Here is a 19,515-nt window from a genome sequence, read left to right on the forward strand (position 1 = left end):
ACGATAAGAGAGCCCGAATTTTGCGGGCTCTCTTTGGCTTAGGGAGACGGAGGATGCGTGATGGGGAAAGTACGGGATTGGAAGCTCTGGTATGAGCAGCCGGCATCGGTATGGGAAGAAGCCTTGCCAATCGGCAACGGCCGGATTGGCGGAATGGTATTCGCGGGAACGGAAATCGATCAAATACTGTTGAATGAGGATACTTTATGGGCCGGCTTTCCGCGGGATCCGATTAATTATGAAGCCCAGCGTTATTTGGCCAAGGCTCGGCAGCTTATATTTTCCGGGAAATACGCGGAAGCCGAGCGGCTGATTGAATCCACCATGCAAGGACGGGATGTTGAGCCTTACTTGCCGCTTGGAGGTCTTTCAATCGTGCGCAGAGAAGACCGGGAATCCGCCGTATCGCAATACAAACGGGAGCTGCATCTGAATGAAGGGATTGCCGCAGCCAGCTACCGGGATGGCGATGTTGCGGTACAGTCCCAATATTTCGTGAGCGTGCCGGACCAAGCGCTTATTGTCCGTTACGAAGCTGCAGGCGGAACTTTGAACCGCGATATCGTTATGGATTCCTTGCTGCAGTACCGGTTAGAGGAAACGGCGGAAGGACAGCTTCATTTGATTGGACAAGCACCAAGCCACGTGGCCGGCAATTATCATAAAGATCATCCTATGGATGTTCTCTATGAGGAAGGGCTTGGCCTGCCGTTCGAGATCCGGGTGAAGGTGGAGACCGATGGAACGGTGAAGAACGGAGAGAAGGGGCTTGAGGTCCGGAATGCGGCTTACCTTCATATCTATTTGACTGCCGAAACGGGCTTTGCCGGGTACGGCCAGTCGCCGGATCAAGAGGCTTGCTCGGCACGCTGCTCTAGTCGCCTGGACAAGGCTGCGGCACTTGGATTCGAAGCGCTGCGCAGCCGTCATATCGAAGATCACCGGGTGTTGTTCGACCGTGTTTCCTTCTCTTTAGAAGATGAAACGGACGGTTCCGACAAGCCAACCGACCGCAGGCTTGCGGACTATCAAACGACCAAGCAGGACTCTCATTTGGAGGCGCTCTATTTCCATTTCGGACGTTACCTTCTGATGGGAAGCTCGAGACCGGGTACGCAACCCGCGAATCTGCAAGGAATCTGGAATCATCATGTGTCGCCGCCATGGCATAGCGATTACACGATTAACATCAATACGCAGATGAATTACTGGCCTGCGGAAGTATGCAACCTAAGCGAATGCCACGAGCCGCTCTTCACCATGCTTAAGGAGATGAGCGAAGCTGGTTCGCGTACTGCGAGAATTCATTATGGCAGCAGAGGCTGGACCGCCCATCATAATGTGGACATTTGGCGGATGACGACGCCAACCGGCGGAAGCGCCAGCTGGGCATTCTGGCCGCTTGGCGGCGCATGGCTTGTCCGTCAGGTATGGGAGAGCTACCTGTATAACCTGGATAAGGATTTTCTCGGCGAGAAAGCTTATCCGCTGCTCAAAGGAGCGGCTTTATTCTGCCTGGATTGGCTGATTGAAGGACCAAACGGCGATTTGGTTACGAATCCGTCCACCTCGCCGGAGAACAAGTTCCTGACGAGCGATGGAGAACCTTGCAGCGTTTCGTATGGTTCGACCATGGATATTGCCATCATTCGTGATCTATTCCAGAACTGTCTGGAAGCTATTGACGTACTAGGCGTGGAAGAAACGGAGTTCCGTGACGAGCTTCTTGCGTCGCTGGACCGTCTACCTGCTTACAAGATTGGCCGTCATGGCCAGCTTCAGGAATGGTATGAGGATTTCGAAGAAAGCGAGCCGGGGCATCGCCATGTTTCGCATCTGTACGGGGTTTATCCGGGCAAAGAAATTAACGAAAATACGCCGGAGCTGCTGGACGCGGTTGTCGCGACGCTTGATCGCAGGCTGGCGAACGGCGGCGGGCATACCGGCTGGAGCTGCGCTTGGCTGCTGAATCTGTTTGCCCGCTTGAAGGATGAGAAGCAGGCCTACGGTGCCGTGCAGACCTTGCTTGCGCGATCCACTTACCCGAATCTGCTTGACGCCCATCCGCCATTCCAGATTGACGGCAACTTTGGCGGAAGCGCGGGCATTGCTGAGCTTCTGCTCCAAAGTCATCTGGGTACTATTGACCTGCTGCCTTCGCTGCCCGCATCGTGGACTAATGGCCAGATCAGCGGCTTGAAGGCAAGAGGCGGATATGTGGTTGATGTGGAATGGGCGAATGGAACGCTGAAGCGGGCCGCCATTGAAGCAAGAATAAGCGGCGTTTGCAAGCTTCGCTATGCCGGTTCTATCCGCGTGGAGGATGAGAAAGGGACGGCCGTTGCTCTTAGCGACGGCGGTTTTAAAGCGGTGCATGGCTGTACGTATTACGTTTATTCAGACGCAGAATAGAAAAAAAAGTTGTCCCGCGTAGTTGAATGCGGTAACCGTCTCCTCTCTCTAAAAATAGGATACTAGTAATCGTCATAGGAGAGAGGAGATTCATCATGTCAAACGGCAAGAAGGCAAGAATCAGTTTATCTCCGCCGGAATTTACGTATTTTAATGAGATCAAATATTCGGTTGGCAAAGATCCGCTTGTAAGGGTTGGCCAGCTGGCGGATCATGGGGACGGTCAATTCGAGGTTAAGCTGTTTGTAAAAGGGCTCAAAAAAGCGAAAGCGCTGGCGACCCTAATCGCTTCGGACAAAGTCATCGGCGAGATCGGTATTCACGTTAAAGTCATCAGCGGCGGGAGAGCAATTAGCCCGATAGCACGTACCTTGACGGCGAAAGAGCTCGCGGGACTGTACCGGATCGCATTTCGCACAAACGGGATTTTCCAGTTTGTCGCCCTTCGATCGATTTTCGGCAGCACCTACGTTTATCCGGTATTCCGGATTAAGGTCGTCCAGTTCTATAATGATGACCTTTCCGATTTCTACGGGAACTATAATAACGTAGCGGCCTTTGTGTTCCGCAATGTTCTCCGTAACGAAATCGACGGAGTCCACATCCAGTTTTCAACGGCTAAAAAGAGAAGAATCAGCAAGAAAGGTTAAAATGCAAACTGCGCATTTGAATGTTCTTCCGATCACCATTGCTCAGGGATTCCTTGATTAAACGAAGTAGGGTTGGAATCCCCTCACAAAAGTGAACGCTTGTAAGCTTTCAGAATGAAAGCTGCTTCGTAAGCATCAACTTGTTCTCCAGAATCATTCAAATTGCTCCTTTTGCCATTAACCATTGTCCGAAGCGGCTGTGCAGGAAAACCTGTACAGCCGCTTTTGTTTTTTATTTCCCTTGCGGACGGGCGCATCCGTCAAGTAAATTGAGAGATATACATCCAAGTGAAGGACTGAGCGCCAATGTTCACCCGATTATTCCGCTTGTTAACGCCGGCTACGTTTAAAAACCGGATCTTGCTGTCCCTCTTGATCTTCCTTCTTGTTCCTATCGCGCTGCTATTCCTATACAATTTCCGGGAGACGGAAGAGCTGCTGCAGCGGAATGCCTCGGACAAAAACATCGAGCAGCTGGAAGGGCTCAAGACCGATCTTGTTGATCTGATGAGCCTTGTCATGAAGACGGGGATGCTGCTCGAGCAGGATTCCGTTCTTCGTCAGGTCATGCAGAAGCCGGAGCAATACGATGCCATCAACCGCAAGAAAATCGTTGAAAATAAGTTCGCGGGTATCGAGAATAGCTTTTTCCTTACCGGAGCGACGGTTTACTACACCCTGATCGACTTAAAAGGAAACGCTTACACCTCTTATACGCCGGAGAATTCCTTGAATTACGAGGAAATCAGCTCGGAGGCATGGGTACAGGAGCTGAAGCGGGAAGGCGGTCAACGGTACATTTGGCGCACGAATGATCAATCCACCGAAATACGGGAGGTAAAGGGCAACCGAATGCTCAGCCTTTTTGAAGTATTGAGGGACGACGGTCTGAAGCCTTTTGCTTACGGGCGGTTCAGTATTGATTACGAAGCATGGTTTGCGGAGAAAACGCAGGGCAGCAGCGGGGAAGGGGCTTATTTCCTGCTCGATGCCGGCGGGAATACCATCCTTCAATCCTCCTCTGAAGAAAGCGTGCCGCCAGCCGTTGCCGCGTCCATCGCGTCAGCCGGCCTGAACGGGGAGAATGATGCTTCCTCCACCTCAATCTTGAATAACCAGATGATGTATACGTATAGCCATGTTCAGGAGCTGAACGGTTATCTTGTTAAGAAGGTTCCTCTATCGCTGCTGTTTAATGAGGTGGACAAGCAGAAGAAACGTTCTTTTGCCCTCTATATCGCTATTCTGATCTTGTTTATGCTGATGATTTACTTGATCTCCTCCACGGTTACCGGACCGCTGAAGCTGCTTCAGCGAAAGATGGAAACAACGGTCAAATCCAATCTTAAGGCCAAGCTGCCGGAGCAGGGAAGGGGCGAGATTCTGGCCTTAACCCGAAGCTTTAACTCCATGATAGCCGACATTAACGGTCTTTTAGAAAGATTAAAGCTGGAGGAGCGGCAGAAGCAGTTTGTCCGGTTCCAGGTGCTGCTGGGGCAGATGAATCCCCATTTTCTGCTGAATACGCTCAATACGATCAAAAGCATAGCCTTGGATAAGGACGAGGACGATATTTACGATATTTGCGTAGCGCTCGGAAAGATACTGGAAACGACGCTAAATACGGAGGCTGACCTTATTCTTCTCAAAGAGGAGATCATCCTTATTGAATCTTATATGGACATTCAGCGGAAGCGGTTTGGACATGGCATTGAGGTTCAATACGAGGTAGAGGGCGAGCTTGAATTTGCGCTAATTCCGAAGTTCAGTCTGCAGCCGCTTGTCGAAAATTCGCTGCTGCACGGATTTGGACAATCCCAGCGGGAAGGGCGCATCATTATACGGGCAGCTAGCCGGGGCAGGCAGCTTATTCTGGAAGTGATCGATAACGGAGTTGGGATCGAGAAGGCGAAGAATAGGCAATCCGCGCGGAAACGGAAAAGCATCGGTATCCAGAACTTGCGGGAAAGTCTGGAGCTCATGTTCAAAAATCAGCCTTCGGGACTCCAGTTGGAATCGTCGGAAGAAGGAACGCGGGTGACGATGAATTGCCCGCTGCTGTTATCCAAACCTTATACGGAGGAGGGACTTGCCCATGTGGCGGACATTAATCGTTGAGGATGAGCAGCATGCAAGAGCAAGCTTGCGCAAATTATTTTCGAAGGCGGATATTCCGTTTGAAATTGTTGGCGAAGCGGCAGATGGCGAAGAAGGGCTGCGGATGATCCGGGAGCTTCAGCCCGATGTCGTGATATCCGATATTTTTATGCCGGTGATAGACGGCGTACGGCTCTTGCAGCTTGCCAGGGAGGAAGGGTTCGAATGCCGGTTTGTTATGCTTACGGCCGTCAGCGAATTCGAATATGCCCGTCAGGCCGTAGAATATGGAGCTTCGGGGTACTTGATGAAGCTGTCTTTGGATTTGGCAGGCTTAAGGCAGGCGATGGAGAAGGTAGCCGCCGAGCTTGCGAGAATGGAGAAGCTGCGCAAGGCGGACAAGTGGTTTCCGGAGAAGACGGCGCAGGAGCCAACCGATCATCCGGAGATGAATCGCATTATTGCCTATATTGAAGAGCATTTCGCCGAGGATATCACCTTGAAGAGTCTCGCTGATTTGATCCGCATGGATGCAAGCTACGTCAGCGATTTGTTCAAGAAGAAGACGGGCTCCACCTTAACGCATTATATCCAGAACCGGCGCGTGGCGGCAGCGAAAATGCTGCTTGCAGAGACCGAGAGGACCGTCAGCGATATCGGCAGAACCGTAGGCTTCGAGAATGACAACTACTTCATCAAAATCTTCAAACGATGGTGCGGCGTCACGCCAAACGAATACCGCAAAGAACAAAAATTCGTTCTATGATTCCCCAAACGCTGTTCATCCCCCAATTGCCGGGCAGGTGATAAAGTTAAAGACGTAGCAAACAGGCTGGACATCTTCAGAAGGGGGAAAACGAATGAAAAGAAAAGGCTGGTTAAAGACCGTACTGATTACGACCTTGGCTGCAACGATTCTTGGGGCATGCGGAAGCAACGGCGGCAATAACGGAAATACCGGTGCAAGCCCTGGAACGGCAAGCGAATCTCCGGCAGGCAAACCCGGAGAGAAAGTAAAGCTTACCCTGTGGGGAGCCGTTCCCGCAGAAGCGGGCCCTCAAGCCGTCATTGACAACTGGAATAAGGAAAATCCGGATATTCAGGTTGAATATATCCGCTACGTCAACGATGATCCCGGCAACCTGAAGCTTGACACGGCGCTTATGACCGGACAGGATGCGGACCTCTATATCAACTACACGCTCACTAGGTTGCAAAAACGCGTGGACGCCGGCGTAGCACTCGATCTTAGCGGCAAAACCGATTACAACATCGATGATCAGATGGGGCAGGATGCGGCGCAATGGAAAATCGGAGACAAATATTACGGTATTCCCACAAAGAAAAATATGCTGTTCATCTGGCTGAACAAAGATATGCTGGACGCTGCCGGACTGCCGATCCCTTCTGTGGACTGGACCTGGGATGATCTGAGAGAGTACGCGAGCAAGCTGAAAAATGACAAGGTATACGGACTTCTCCAGCATGATGCTGCGTTCACCGCTACAATCGACGGAACGATTGCCGGTCTTGGTGTAACGAAGCCGGACGGGACTTCCAACTTCGATAACGATCTCTGGAAGAAACAATTGCAAACGGTTCATGACATGATGTTTGTAGACAAATCGACGCCGGAGTACGGCGAGCAGGTAACGAGCAAGATGCCGGTAGACACGATGTTCCTGAAAGGCGAGGCAGCGATGCTGTCGGCAGGCGAATTTATTTTCCGTAACGCGAATGACTTGACCAATTTCCCTCATGACTTCAAAATCGCGTTCGCTACGATTCCTAAAGTAACGGCGGACCAGAAGGATTACAAATATCCGGGCGGTCTAGGCGACGTGCTTTCCGTAAACGCGAAATCCAAGCATCAGGACGCTGCCTGGAAGTTTGCGAAATGGTATGCGGACGGCGGCATGCTGCCGATGGCAAGCGGCGGACGTATTCCGTCATCGAAGAGCGTAGACAACAAACAAGCGATGGATCTGCTGCTTAAAGGCGTAGAAGACAAGTACGATACCGAATCAATGAACAAAGTCGTATTTGGCCAGTTCCCTTCGTTCCAGCTCAGCGTACCGCAGCAGGCTTTGGATGCGCGGAAGGAAGAGTACGAGAAATTCTTCTTAAACGAGCAGGATCTTGATACCACGCTCAAAAATATGGCCAAACGCCATCAGGAATATATCAAGTAACCGAATATAGCCTTTCAGCCCCCAAGAGAGAAGAAGGATTCCCCGCTTCCTTCTTCTCTCTTTGCTATATTCAGACAGCTCTATACGATCAAGAAAGGCGGCGTTTTCTGTGAAAAGGAAAAGCTGGATTCAGAAGCAAGGCTGGATTGGTTACGCGTTTGTTTTACCGAATATGCTGGGCATCCTGGCCTTCTTTATTTTGCCTGCCCTGTATTCCTTCGCCATGATGTTTACGGATTATCAATTCGCTAATCCCAACTGGAAGTTCACCGGCATGGACAATATCAACCGTTTGTTCGGCGATGATCAATTCTATGCCTCGCTTAAGCATACCGCCATCTTCCTGTTCTCCGTTCCCGTCTCGCTGGGGCTGGCATTCCTCGTTGCGCTGGTGCTCAACCGAAGCGTGTACTTGAAGGGATTGCTCAGGGGGATGTTCTTCCTGCCGTATATCTCAAGCGGCGTAGCCGTTGCGTTTGTCTGGATGCTGCTGTTCCAGCCGTCCCAAGGACCAATCAATGAGGTGCTTCGCTTTATCGGCATTGTATCGCCTCCGGGCTGGTTTGCGGATACAAGCTCGGCGATGTATGCGATCGACGTGATCCAAATCTGGTTTATGCTTGGCTACAACATGATTATATACTTGGCGGCCCTCCAGGAAATCTCGACCGAACAGCTGGAAGCCGCGCGTATCGACGGAGCAGGCTCGGCAACCATTACCTGGCGGATCGTATGGCCGCTTGTTAGTCCAACAACCTTTATGCTGCTTATTACAGGTCTGATTATGACCGTTAAGTCCTTCTCTCTAATCCAGGCTATTACGGGCGGCGGTCCAAGCGGCAGCACGACCATTTTGTCGCTGTTCGTCTACAAAACAGCCTTCAGTTACTATGAGATGGGTTATGCGTCAACGATATCGTGGTTCCTGTTCGCTTTTATTCTAATCATTACGATCATCCAGTGGGTTGGCCAAAAACGCTGGGTCCATTACTAAGAGAGGAGCAAGCCTGATGATTGAAACCAATAAGAACCTACCGGTTAAGCTTTCCGTTACGATCTTGATGCTGATCGCAGGGTTGTTTATGATTGTCCCTTTCTTATGGATGATCAGCACATCCTTCCAGACCCCAAGCGAAGTATTCCGCCATTGGCTTCCTTCGAAGCTCGACTGGAGCAGTCATAAGCGGATTTGGTCGGGAAGCTATAACTTTTTGCCTTATTATTTGAACTCTCTGAAAATATCGGTGATAGGCACAGCCGGCGCCGTCTTTATGTCGGCGCTTGCCGCTTACGGCTTTGCCCGTACGGAATTTAAAGGGCGGAACACCCTTTTTATGGTCTATTTATCCATGATGATGATTCCTCCTCAAGTTATCTTTGTTCCGAAATTTATCATGTTTAACTGGCTTCATATTTATAACACCCATTGGGCGCTCATATTGCCAGCCATGTTTTCGATCTTTGGCGTGTTTATGCTCCGGCAGTTTTTCCTGGGCATTCCGAAGGAGATTACGGAGTCGGCTTTTCTTGACGGCGCGGGGCATTTCCGGATCTTCTTCCGTCTTGTTCTGCCGCTGGCTAAGCCGGCCTTGGCGACGTTTGCGATTATCGATTTCTCTTGGCAATGGAATGATTACGAGAATGCGCTTGTCTTCCTGCAAAGTCCCAAGCTGTATACGATTCCTCTAGGCCTCCAGAATTTCGTTCTGGAAAACAACGTTGATTACAACGGCATGATGGCAGCCTCTTCGGCGGCAATCGTTCCTATGATTCTAATTTTCCTGCTTGGCCAGAAGTACATTATACAAGGTATTTCCAGTACGGCCGTTAAAGGCTAAATTGAAGGAGGCTTATGACATGAGACATGAGAGGGTAAAGTCCGATGTAACGGTTATTGGCGGAGGTCTGGCAGGAATCAGCGCGGCGATTGCCGCTGCAAGATTGGGGCAGAAGGTGGCGCTTGTCCATAACCGCCCTGTGCTTGGCGGCAATTCCAGCTCCGAGGTGCGGGTATGGGTATGCGGCGCTACCGGGCATGGCGTTAACCGGTATGCCCGCGAAACCGGCATTATGGGAGAGCTCTTCATTCAGAACCAGTATCGCAATCCGGAAGGCAATCCTTATCTCTGGGATGTAACGCTGCTGGAAGCGGTAAGAGCGGAGCCTAATCTAGCCTTGTATATGAATACGGATGTCCGGGAAGTCGAAGCGGACGGAGAACTCGACGACAGGACGATTCGCAGCGTAACGGGCTGGATGATGGGCTCGGAACGGGAAATTACGTTTGAGAGCGAAGTGTTCCTCGATTGTACGGGGGATGGACTTGTTGGCTTCCTGGCAGGGGCGGCTTACCGGATCGGGCGTGAGGCTCGTGACGAATTCGGGGAAGACTGGGCCCCTGAAGTTGCCGACGATATTACGCTTGGAAGCACACTGCTGTTCTATACGAAGGACGCCGGCAAGCCGGTCCGGTTCGTTGCTCCTTCGTTTGCGAAAGACATTACGACAACCTCGATTCCGATCAAGCGCGTGATCCGCAGCGGCGACTCCGGCTGTCACTACTGGTGGATCGAATGGGGCGGCGAGTTCGATACCGTCCATGAGAACGAACGGATTCGGGATGAATTATGGTCCGTTATTTACGGAATCTGGGATTATATTAAAAACTCCGGCAAATTCGAAGCCGACCATATGACGCTGGAATGGGTAGGCTCCATTCCGGGCAAGCGCGAATACCGGCGCTTTCTGGGCGATACCATCCTGACTCAAAACGACGTGATCTCCCAGCGTCCGTTCGAGGACCGCATCGCCTTTGGCGGCTGGTCGATTGACCTGCATCCGCCGCAAGGCATGTACGCAACCGAAAGCGGCTCCAAGCATCTCCATGCCGACGGCATCTACCATATTCCGTTCGGCTCCTTGTACTCCCGGAATGTCGGCAATCTGCTGTTCGCGGGACGTAATGTCAGCGCCTCTCATGTTGCCTTTGGGACAACCCGCGTTATGGCAACCTGCGCGGTAATGGGGGAGGCGGCCGGCGTTGGCGCCGCTCTGTCGGCCAGCAAAGGCATTACGCCACGCGAGCTGCGCGAGCGGCATTTAACCGAGCTTCAGCAAACGATGCTGCGCATGGATGCTTCCATTATTGGTCTACGCAATGAAGATCCGGCGGATTTAGCGAGAACGGGAACGGTGACGGCATCCAGTACGATGACGCAAATCTGGCTTGATCGTCCGGCAGAAGAGTATCGGCTTGCTTCGGATATCGGATTTGTGTTTCCTGCTGACGGCGGCTTTAATAAATTAACTCTTCTCGTTTCAGCATCCGAAGCAACCAGCTTGACCGTTGAGCTCTGGGATACGGGCCGTCCGGAGAATTATGTGCCCGCTGGCTTTAAGCAAGCCTTAACTATCCCGGTTGCAGCGGGGGAGAACCAATGGCTGGATGTGCCTGCAGACAGTGAGCTCTTTGGTGATGAGCCTTGCAATGTGTTTGTTATTGTCCGCGCCAATGAAGCGGTTAGCCTCCACACGTCAGCCGTTCCGTTTACTGGCGTGCTAGCGTTCGAGAGAGGGGTTAAGCCGATGGTAAGCTCCGATCTGGAGGACCATCAGCCGGATCAGCCGGTGATTGAGTGGTCCATGAAACGACTGGTTCGGAAGCCTTTCTGCTTTGCGGTTGGCACAGGAGCTTTTGCGCCGGACAAAGTCATTGACGGTTATGCGCGTCCGTATGGCGGCCCGCATTCGTGGGTGTCCCAGCCGTTGGCGGAAGGCCGGGAGGAATGGGTGGAGATTGCGCTTGAAGCGCCGGCCGATGTAAGGGAAGTTCATATCACCTTTAACGATGACGTGAACGAGGATTTGATTAACCTTCATCATCATGAGACACCGTTCCTTGTTATTCCGGAGGTTGCCAAATCGTATGAGCTGCAGGCATGGGCAAGCGGCGAATGGATCACAGTCGCGAGCGACGGCGGGAACCGGACACGTAAAAAAATCCATACGCTGGGCAAGCCGGTACGGACGGATCGGATCCGGGCTGTGGTAAAGGAAACCAACGGAGGCGAACATGCCGAAGTGATTGAAATTCGCATTTATGAATAAGGTTATAGAACAAAAAGCAGGGTGGAATCTTCGTATTCCACCCTGCTTTTTTATATTCGTCATGTAACTAGCAAGTAATGATTTTGGAATATACATTTAGGATGTAATTCATTTCAGTTCCGTCATCATTTAGAATTGATTCATCCGTTCCGATAATCGTTAAACCATCAAACTGTGCTTCCTTTTTGTATTGAATCAGTACATTCTGTAAATTGCTTACCTTGTTCAACGTACAACCAAATGGCAACTCTAATCCCTCATAATAAGAAAAAACGGATATCCTGAAGGCAGGTATTTGAGAATCTCCCCAAACGTAAAAAAGAAAAGATTTCCCCCTAAAATGCTTCTTTAAATATGCCGACCATGCATACTCAATAAAGATAAAAATCTTTTCTAACTCATGAATAGAAACACTGTCTTTCTTCATTAGTTTATTTAACTTCTGAATGGTATAGAGATTATATTTAGCTTCTGAAATGTATTGACCGCTGTCATTAGAGAACAAGAGGGCAGGCTTTTCTGCTATCTCAATAATTTCGTTGTAAGCTTTTATACTCTTATTTCTCAAGAAATCAATCATTATATGGTTATCACATCTTTCAAGAGAGATTTTAGTCCCAAAAGTTAAAAATGACATCTCCTACAGTCTTTGGTTTCCAATACAATATTTGGTCTAATTCCGCCTTATTTAGGTTGTTTTCGTTTAACAACGCATGTGTTTTCTTATCAATAACTAATCGTTGTTTAAGTGTATTTACAGTTAACACTTTGAAACCGCTACTCGATGCATCTATAACACTAGAAAGCGAGTCGTCGACAAATGCAATATCGAAGTATTGAACGGAAGAAGCAAACGCAACGAATGGATAAGAACTGTTTAACAGGATAAAAGCACGTCTGTCCACCATATCAAGCTCCGCTTTGAAAAAGTTCCGCGATAAATACGGTTCTTCAAAGGACAGTAGTTTTCCTTTGGAATAGTCCGCTACCGCGTGGCAAAGTCTTTTGAAATTTATTGAATTGACTTTTGGCAATTCATCGGCAAGGAATCCCGACACACCTCGCATAAGATACACTGTTATCACCTTACCATTTACTCATGAGCAAGAATATTAATAAGCTTGCCAAACGGATCGCGGACATAGAATCGCCGAACGCCCCAAGGCTCATTAACAGGTCCGTATTCTATAGGAAATCCAGCTCTCTTCATGCCTTCCAATGCAGCATCGACATCGTCGACTTCAATCGATAGGTCGGGCGTTGGCGTTTCTGAGCCACCCTGCGAAGCAAAACTAAGTTGAATGTGCATCTCTTCATCTAAACCATATGTTCTAATCCAACCATGATCCATCAATAAATCAAGGCCGAGCACATCCTGGTAGAAGCATTTTGCCGCTGCGGCATCCTTTGCAAAGATATTTGCGACGATTCGTTTGACCTTCATTTCAGACCTCCCGGATATAAGCATCAATATAAAATACATTCGACATCTGTTCGTTCATTCTTCTTTGATAAGACCAAAATCCACCAGGTTTGAAGCAGCTCATCAAATTTTCTTTCCAAAAGGAATTGAAAAATACAGGGCGGTATGTATAATGGAGTTAAGCGCTTAACTAATTTTACTTAACTTTGTTTCATATTGTCGAATAAAGTCTTTACATTTACTTATTTTATGTCTAATTAAGCGATTAACTAAACGGGAGGCACTATGACTACTATCCGATTGACGATGGCCCAGGCTTTGGTTCGGTTCCTCGATGCGCAGTATGTTTCAATCGATGGCGAGGAGATCAAGTTCGTTCAAGGCGTCATGGGGATTTTTGGACACGGCAACGTAACGGGGATCGGCGAGGCGCTGGAGTATAGCCCCGGCAGTCTGACTTTGATCCAGGGCAAAAACGAGCAAGGCATGGTGCATGCGGCTGCGGCCTTTGCCAAGCAAAAGAACCGCCTGCAAATCTATGCGTGTACCTCTTCTATCGGACCGGGCGCGCTGAATATGGTGACCGCCGCTGGAACAGCTACCGTGAACCGCATCCCCGTACTGTTGCTGCCCGGAGACAACTTTGCATCCCGCCAACCTGACCCGGTGCTTCAGCAGCTGGAAGTCGCTTCCGATTATACGGTGTCCGCTACGGATGCTTTCAAGCCGGTCAGCAAATATTGGGACCGTATCGTACGGCCCGAGCAGCTCATGTCGGCAGCGCTCCAAGCGATGCGCGTGTTGACGGACCCGGCGGAGACGGGTGCGGTAACGTTAGCATTGCCGCAGGATGTTCAGGCAGAAGCTTACGATTACCCGGAAGCGTTTTTTGGTAAGCGCATTCATTATATCGATCGCCGTCCGCCTGCCCAGGGTGCGGTGAAGCGCGCGGCAGAGCTGCTTAAGGGCAAGAAGAAGCCGCTTATTATTGCCGGCGGAGGCATATTGTACGCATCGGCCGTGAGCGAGCTTCAAGACTTGGCGGAGACGTACGGCATTCCGGTAGCGGAGACCCAAGCCGGAAAAAGCGTGCTCCCTTGGAATCATCCTCTCAATGTTGGCGGCGTTGGAGTAACGGGAACGCTGGCTGCCAACCTGCTGGCCAAGCAAGCGGATGTCATCATAGGGGTAGGAACAAGGTATTCCGACTTTACCACATCTTCCAAATCGGCTTTTGCGGATGATGTTCAATTTATAAATATTAACGTGAGTCCGCTGGATTCCGCCAAATGGGGCGGCGCTGCCTTGACAGGCGATGCCAGACTGGGACTAACGCAGCTTGGAGAGGCTCTTGCGGCATCCGGCTATCAAACCGCTTATGGAGATCATGAAGTTGCGGATCTGAAAAAGACCTGGGATGCCGAGGTAGACCGGTTATACACCTTGGAGCATGAGCAAGGACTTGCCCAGACCCATGCGCTTGGCGTTATTCAGAACACGATTGATCCAAGCTCCGTCATTGTCTGCGCGGCAGGCAGCCTGCCGGGGGATCTGCACCGCTTGTGGAGACCGGCCCAGCCGAAGACTTACCATATGGAATACGGTTTTTCGTGCATGGGCTATGAGGTGAGCGGAGCATTTGGCGCGGCGCTGGCAACAGCTGGTGAGCGAGAAGTTTACGCCGTTGTAGGGGATGGAAGCTACTTCATGCTTCATTCCGAACTGATCACAAGCCTGCAGGAAGGCGTTAAAATCACGATCTTATTATTTGATAATCACGGCTTCCAGTGTATTCACAACCTGCAGCGCGGCCACGGAAGCGAAGGCTTCGGCAACGAATTCCGCTACCGCGACAATGCTACGGGACGACTTACCGGCAGCTATATGCCGATTGACTTTGCGGCACATGCCCGCAGCTTAGGGGCAAAAGCCTATAAGGCGAATTCCGCGGAAGAGCTTAAGGCAGCGCTCCTTCAAGCCAAGCAAGAGACGGTATCGACCTTGATCGAAATTCCTGTCGTGCCGGGCACCAATACAGCCGGTTACGAATCCTGGTGGAACGTTGGCGTACCGGAAGTATCAGTCAGCAATAAAGTGCTGGACGCGCATGTGGACATGAAACAGCGGATCCGCGCCGCAAGAACGATATAAGACGCTAAGGGAGCTGAGGCTGATGAAGACATTGCCGTTCAAGATTGGCGCCCATCCGATCAACTGGGTCGGAGAAGACGTGAAGGAGCATGGTGCCGACACCACATACGAGCAAATTATGGACGATATGCAGCGGTTAGGCCTGACCGGTACCGAGATGGGACGCAAGTATCCGACTGATATCGAGGTTCTGAAGCAGGAGCTGGCGAAAAGAAACCTGCAGCTGGTATCCCAGTGGAAATCCGTGCTGTTCTCGGATCCGGCTTACCGGGAGGAAGAGCTTGCGGCTTACGAGCAGCATGTCGAATTCCTCAAGGAAATGGGCAGTACGGTGATCAGTACTTGCGAGGTTGGCGGTTCGCTTCATTTCGATCCGCGCCGCACGCCTCACGAGAAGGAAATTATTCCGCTTGACGAAGCAGGCTGGAAGAGTCTTGCCGAAGGGCTGAATGCAGCCGGAGCACTGGCCAAGCAGCATGGTCTTAAGCTGACCTACCATCATCATGGCGGAACGGCCGTGGAAAGCCCGGAAGAAATCGACCGTCTAATGGAGCTGACCGACCCGGACCTCGTGTACCTGCTGTTTGATACCGGGCATGCCTACTATGGCGGAGCCAATCCGCTTGAGGTGCTTCGCAAGCATTATAACCGGATCGCCTACATTCATCTGAAGGATGTAAGACAGCATGTGCTGGATGAGGCGCGAGCGGAAAAGGCCGATTTTATCACTTGTATCCGCAAAGGCGTGTTTACGGTTCCGGGAACCGGAGATTTTGATTTCCGCCCGGTTGTGGAGGAGCTGCTGGCCCGCGGTTATAACGGCTGGGCAATGCTTGAGGGGGAACAGGATCCTGCCAAATCTCCGGCATACGAATTCGCGTCCAAAGCCATCACTTATCTGGAGTCGCTACTTCCTACGAAAGCGGGGGAATCCCAATGAACGACATCAAGTTTCCGGCTGACCGGTCTCTCGACTTCACGGCAATCGGCCGTCTCTGCATCGATCTGAACGCGAACGAAATTAACCGTCCGATGGAAGAGACCAGTACGTTCACGAAATATGTGGGCGGTTCTCCGGCCAATATTACGATCGGCATGTCGCGGTTCGATCTGAAGACCGCATTTATCGGCAAAATCGCCAATGATCAGATGGGCCGCTTTATCCGCGATTATCTGAAGAAGAACCGGATTGATACAAGCAATGTCGTAAACGACTACACGGGTGCGGTTACCGGGCTTGCTTTTACCGAAATTAAGAGTCCAACCGACTGCAGCATCTTGATGTACCGCGACAACGTGGCCGATCTGCTGCTTACGCCAGGCGAAGTGGATGAGGAGCTGATCGCGAAATCCAAGCTGCTTCTTATTTCCGGAACGGCGCTTGCCCAAAGCCCTTCGCGCGAAGCGGTGTTCCAAGCGCTTCAATACGCGAAGAAGCATGGCACGGTTATTGCCTTTGATCTGGATTACCGCCCTTATACATGGAAATCGCAAGAGGAAACGGCCGTTTATTATAATCTTGCCGCCGAGAAATGCGACATTATCCTCGGAACGCGGGAAGAGTTCGATATGATGGAATGCTTCGAGCAGGAGCATAACGATCATAGCACGGCATCGAGATGGTTCAATCATTCCGCTCAGATCGTCATTATCAAGCACGGCAAAGAAGGCTCCATCGCTTACACGAAGGACGGGGCAAGCCACCGTGCCAAGTCGTTCCCAGCCAAGGTGATCAAGACCTTTGGCGCCGGCGACTCCTATGCGGCTGGTTTCCTGTACGGCGTTATGCAGGGCTGGACGCTCGAGAAAAGCATGGAGTTCGGCAGCGCGTCCGCGTGTATCGTTATTTCCAGCCACAGCTGCTCGGATGCCATGCCAAGAGCAGAGCAGGTTCATGATTATATCGCCCGCTGCGAACGCGGTGAAATTGTAGTCTAATTCGCAAATACAAGGAAGAGGTGCTCCTATGACACAACAATTAAAAAACTGGATTGGCGGTCAATGGGTAGAAGCTGCAGCAACGCAAAGCGAGCCAGTCTACAACCCGGCTACCGAAGAAGTTCTCGCAAACGTTCCTTTGTCTACGAAAGAAGACGTTGATCTGGCCGTACGCACGGCTGCCGAAGCATTCAAAACTTGGAGCCGAACGCCGGTGCCAAAGAGAGCTCGTATTCTTTTCAAATATCAGCAGCTTCTGGTCGACAACTGGGATGAGCTTGCGAAGCTGGTAACGTTGGAGAACGGCAAGAGCTACGGCGAAGCGTACGGCGAGGTGCTTCGGGGGATCGAATGCGTGGAGTTTGCGGCAGGCGCGCCAAACCTGATGATGGGCAAACAGCTTCCCGATATCGCAACCAACCTGGAATCTGGCATGTACCGCTATCCGATTGGCGTTGTTGGCGGCATTACGCCGTTCAACTTCCCGATGATGGTGCCTTGCTGGATGTTCCCGCTTGCGATTGCCTGCGGCAATACGTTTGTTCTGAAGCCTTCGGAGCGTACGCCGCTTCTGGCTAACCGTCTGGCTGAGCTGCTGCAGGAAGCGGGACTTCCCGAAGGCGTGTTTAATATCGTTCACGGCGCTCACGATGTCGTAAACGGCATGCTGGAGCATCCAACGATTAAGGCGATTTCGTTCGTAGGCTCTCAGCCTGTAGCCGAATATGTGTATAAAACGGCTTCGGCGCACGGAAAACGCGTGCAGGCGCTTGCCGGCGCGAAAAACCATTCGATCGTTATGCCGGATGCGGATCTGAATCTGACGGTAAAAGAAATCGTAAACGCAGCCTTTGGCTCCGCGGGCGAGCGATGCATGGCGTGCTCCGTCGTTGTGGCCGTAGGCGAGGTTGGCGACACGCTTGTCGGCAAGCTTAAGGAAGCTGCCGACAACATTACGATCGGCAACGGCATGGAGGACGGCGTATTCCTTGGTCCTGTTATTCGCGGACCTCACAAGGAACGTACGCTTAAATATATCGACATCGGCGAGAAGGAAGGCGCTCTGCTGATCCGCGACGGCCGGAAGGATGCTGCTTCGGATGGTCAAGGCTACTTTGTTGGCCCAACCATCTTTGACAAGGTGCAAAGCGAGATGAAAATTTGGGAGGACGAAATTTTCGCTCCTGTCCTGTCGATTGTACGCGTAGACACGCTGGACGAAGCAATCGAGCTGGCTAACCGTTCCGAATTCGCGAATGGCGCTTGCCTGTTCACGCAAAGCGGGGCGTCGATGCGTCAATTCCGCGAAACGATTGATGCAGGCATGCTTGGCGTTAACCTGGGCGTTCCGGCTCCAATGGCCTTCTTCCCGTTCTCGGGCTGGAAGAAATCGTTCTACGGCGACCTGCACGCAAACGGCACCGATGGCGTCGAGTTCTTCACGCGCAAGAAAATGGTTACAACACGCTGGTAATCGATCATACGGGAGGTCTACTCGATGTCAAAAGTGAAAATCGGCATCATCGGCGCTGGCCGAATCGGTAAAATACATGCAGAAAATCTGCTTAAGCATCCGGAGGTCGAGATCGTTGGCGTCAGCGATCTGTTCGCCGGACCGGAGCTTGAAGCCTGGGCGGCGGCAAAGGGCATTGGCCTCTTGTCCAAAGATTCCGATGCGATTATCGGGCATCCGGATATCGATGCTATCTTTATTTGCTCCTCCACCGATACGCATGTGCCGCTGATCAAGCAGGCGGCGCAAGCCGGCAAGCATATTTTCTGCGAGAAGCCGGTCAGCATGTCCATCTTGGAAACGGCTGAAGCGATTAAAGCGGTGAAGGAAGCCGGGGTGAAGCTGCAAATCGGATTCAACCGCCGCTTCGATCATAACTTCAAACGGGTAAGAGAGCATGTGGAAGCGGGAACCATCGGGGATTTGCATATCGTAAAGATTACTTCCCGCGATCCGAATCCGCCATCCAAGGAATACATTAAAGTTTCCGGCGGATTGTTTATGGATATGGCCATTCACGATTTCGATATCGCGCGTTTTGTATCCGGCAGCGAGGTCGTGGAAGTATTCGCGCAAGGTAGCGTTCTCGTTGATCCCGTATTTGAAGAATGCGGCGATATCGATACGGCCATTGTTACTCTGAAGTTCGCAAACGGCGCCCTAGGCGTTATCGACAACAGCCGCCAGGCGGTGTACGGCTACGATCAACGCGTTGAAGTGTTTGGCTCCAAAGGGAGCGTTGCGATTGCCAACGACCATCCGAATACGGCTGTTGTGAGCACGGCAGAAGGAATTATTTCCGACAAACCGCTGCATTTCTTCCTGGAGCGTTATATGGGCGCTTACGCGGACGAGTCGAAGCAGTTTATCGACAGTCTGGTTCACGGCACGGCATTGCCGGTAACCGGAGAAGACGGATTGCAGGCAGAACGGATCGCGCTTGCCGCGAAGCTGTCCTGCAAGCTGAACCGATCGATCAAGCTGGCAGAGCTGGACGAATTGCTGCTTCAGTCTGCCATACTATAACGGAGG

16 protein-coding genes are annotated in these 19,515 nt (G+C 51.3%); 13 read left to right on the forward strand and 3 right to left on the reverse strand.

The window, feature by feature from the left end:
* Positions 1-60 precede the first annotated feature (60 nt).
* From WFJ73_RS01805 to WFJ73_RS01840, 8 genes are all read left to right on the forward strand, one after another.
* Positions 61-2,412 carry a glycoside hydrolase family 95 protein gene (locus WFJ73_RS01805; RefSeq protein WP_336771334.1) on the forward strand — a complete coding sequence of 784 codons (2,352 nt, stop codon included), beginning with the start codon at positions 61-63 and terminating at the stop codon, positions 2,410-2,412.
* A gap of 95 nt (positions 2,413-2,507) precedes the next feature.
* Positions 2,508-3,062, forward strand: a complete 555-nt coding sequence (locus WFJ73_RS01810) for a hypothetical protein (protein WP_336771336.1) — start codon at positions 2,508-2,510, stop codon at positions 3,060-3,062.
* 306 nt (positions 3,063-3,368) lie between these two features.
* The gene (locus WFJ73_RS01815; protein WP_336771338.1) at positions 3,369-5,180 is read left to right on the forward strand and encodes a cache domain-containing sensor histidine kinase; all 1,812 of its coding nucleotides are present in this window, start codon (positions 3,369-3,371) and stop codon (positions 5,178-5,180) included.
* Positions 5,158-5,925: a response regulator transcription factor gene (locus WFJ73_RS01820; protein WP_336771340.1), complete on the forward strand. Its 768-nt coding sequence runs from the start codon at positions 5,158-5,160 to the stop codon at positions 5,923-5,925. The genes WFJ73_RS01815 and WFJ73_RS01820 overlap by 23 nt, the downstream gene beginning before the upstream one ends.
* A 94-nt stretch (positions 5,926-6,019) precedes the next feature.
* On the forward strand, positions 6,020-7,351 hold the full coding sequence (locus WFJ73_RS01825; RefSeq protein WP_336771342.1) for an ABC transporter substrate-binding protein: 1,332 nt from the start codon (positions 6,020-6,022) through the stop codon (positions 7,349-7,351).
* 109 nt (positions 7,352-7,460) lie between these two features.
* Positions 7,461-8,345 (forward strand): carbohydrate ABC transporter permease, encoded by an 885-nt coding sequence (locus WFJ73_RS01830; protein ID WP_336771344.1) that lies wholly within the window; start codon positions 7,461-7,463, stop codon positions 8,343-8,345.
* A gap of 16 nt (positions 8,346-8,361) precedes the next feature.
* Positions 8,362-9,189, forward strand: a complete 828-nt coding sequence (locus tag WFJ73_RS01835; protein WP_336771346.1) for a carbohydrate ABC transporter permease — start codon at positions 8,362-8,364, stop codon at positions 9,187-9,189.
* Between the two features lies 1 nt (position 9,190).
* Complete coding sequence (locus WFJ73_RS01840) at positions 9,191-11,458, forward strand: FAD-dependent oxidoreductase (protein ID WP_336771348.1); 2,268 nt, start codon at positions 9,191-9,193, stop codon at positions 11,456-11,458.
* A gap of 67 nt (positions 11,459-11,525) precedes the next feature.
* On the opposite strand, the gene WFJ73_RS01845 is transcribed toward WFJ73_RS01840, so the two are convergent.
* Genes WFJ73_RS01845 through WFJ73_RS01855 form a run of 3 tightly spaced genes read right to left on the reverse strand, consistent with a single transcriptional unit; the run spans position 11,526 to position 12,902 of the window.
* Positions 11,526-12,038 carry a hypothetical protein gene (locus WFJ73_RS01845; RefSeq protein ID WP_336771350.1) on the reverse strand — a complete coding sequence of 171 codons (513 nt, stop codon included), beginning with the start codon at positions 12,036-12,038 and terminating at the stop codon, positions 11,526-11,528.
* Positions 12,039-12,069: 31 nt separating this feature from the next.
* Positions 12,070-12,525 (reverse strand): hypothetical protein, encoded by a 456-nt coding sequence (locus tag WFJ73_RS01850; protein WP_336771352.1) that lies wholly within the window; start codon positions 12,523-12,525, stop codon positions 12,070-12,072.
* A 26-nt stretch (positions 12,526-12,551) separates the two neighbouring features.
* On the reverse strand, positions 12,552-12,902 hold the full coding sequence (locus WFJ73_RS01855) for a VOC family protein (protein WP_336771354.1): 351 nt from the start codon (positions 12,900-12,902) through the stop codon (positions 12,552-12,554).
* A 264-nt stretch (positions 12,903-13,166) separates the two neighbouring features.
* Between WFJ73_RS01855 and iolD the strand changes: the two genes are divergently transcribed.
* From iolD to iolG, 5 genes are read left to right on the forward strand one after another with little or no spacing between them, the layout of a single operon-like run.
* Complete coding sequence (gene iolD, locus WFJ73_RS01860) at positions 13,167-15,032, forward strand: 3D-(3,5/4)-trihydroxycyclohexane-1,2-dione acylhydrolase (decyclizing) (RefSeq protein WP_336771357.1); 1,866 nt, start codon at positions 13,167-13,169, stop codon at positions 15,030-15,032.
* Positions 15,033-15,054: 22 nt separating this feature from the next.
* The gene (gene iolE / locus WFJ73_RS01865; protein WP_336771358.1) at positions 15,055-15,972 is read left to right on the forward strand and encodes a myo-inosose-2 dehydratase; all 918 of its coding nucleotides are present in this window, start codon (positions 15,055-15,057) and stop codon (positions 15,970-15,972) included.
* Positions 15,969-16,970 (forward strand): 5-dehydro-2-deoxygluconokinase, encoded by a 1,002-nt coding sequence (gene iolC / locus WFJ73_RS01870; protein ID WP_127493617.1) that lies wholly within the window; start codon positions 15,969-15,971, stop codon positions 16,968-16,970. The genes iolE and iolC overlap by 4 nt, the downstream gene beginning before the upstream one ends.
* Before the next feature lie 28 nt (positions 16,971-16,998).
* The gene (locus WFJ73_RS01875; protein WP_336771363.1) at positions 16,999-18,444 is read left to right on the forward strand and encodes a CoA-acylating methylmalonate-semialdehyde dehydrogenase; all 1,446 of its coding nucleotides are present in this window, start codon (positions 16,999-17,001) and stop codon (positions 18,442-18,444) included.
* Between the two features lie 24 nt (positions 18,445-18,468).
* Complete coding sequence (iolG, locus tag WFJ73_RS01880) at positions 18,469-19,509, forward strand: inositol 2-dehydrogenase (RefSeq protein ID WP_336771365.1); 1,041 nt, start codon at positions 18,469-18,471, stop codon at positions 19,507-19,509.
* Positions 19,510-19,515 lie beyond the last annotated feature (6 nt).

This window comes from Paenibacillus sp. MMO-58, from assembly GCF_037146255.1.
Taxonomy (GTDB): domain Bacteria; phylum Bacillota; class Bacilli; order Paenibacillales; family Paenibacillaceae; genus Pristimantibacillus.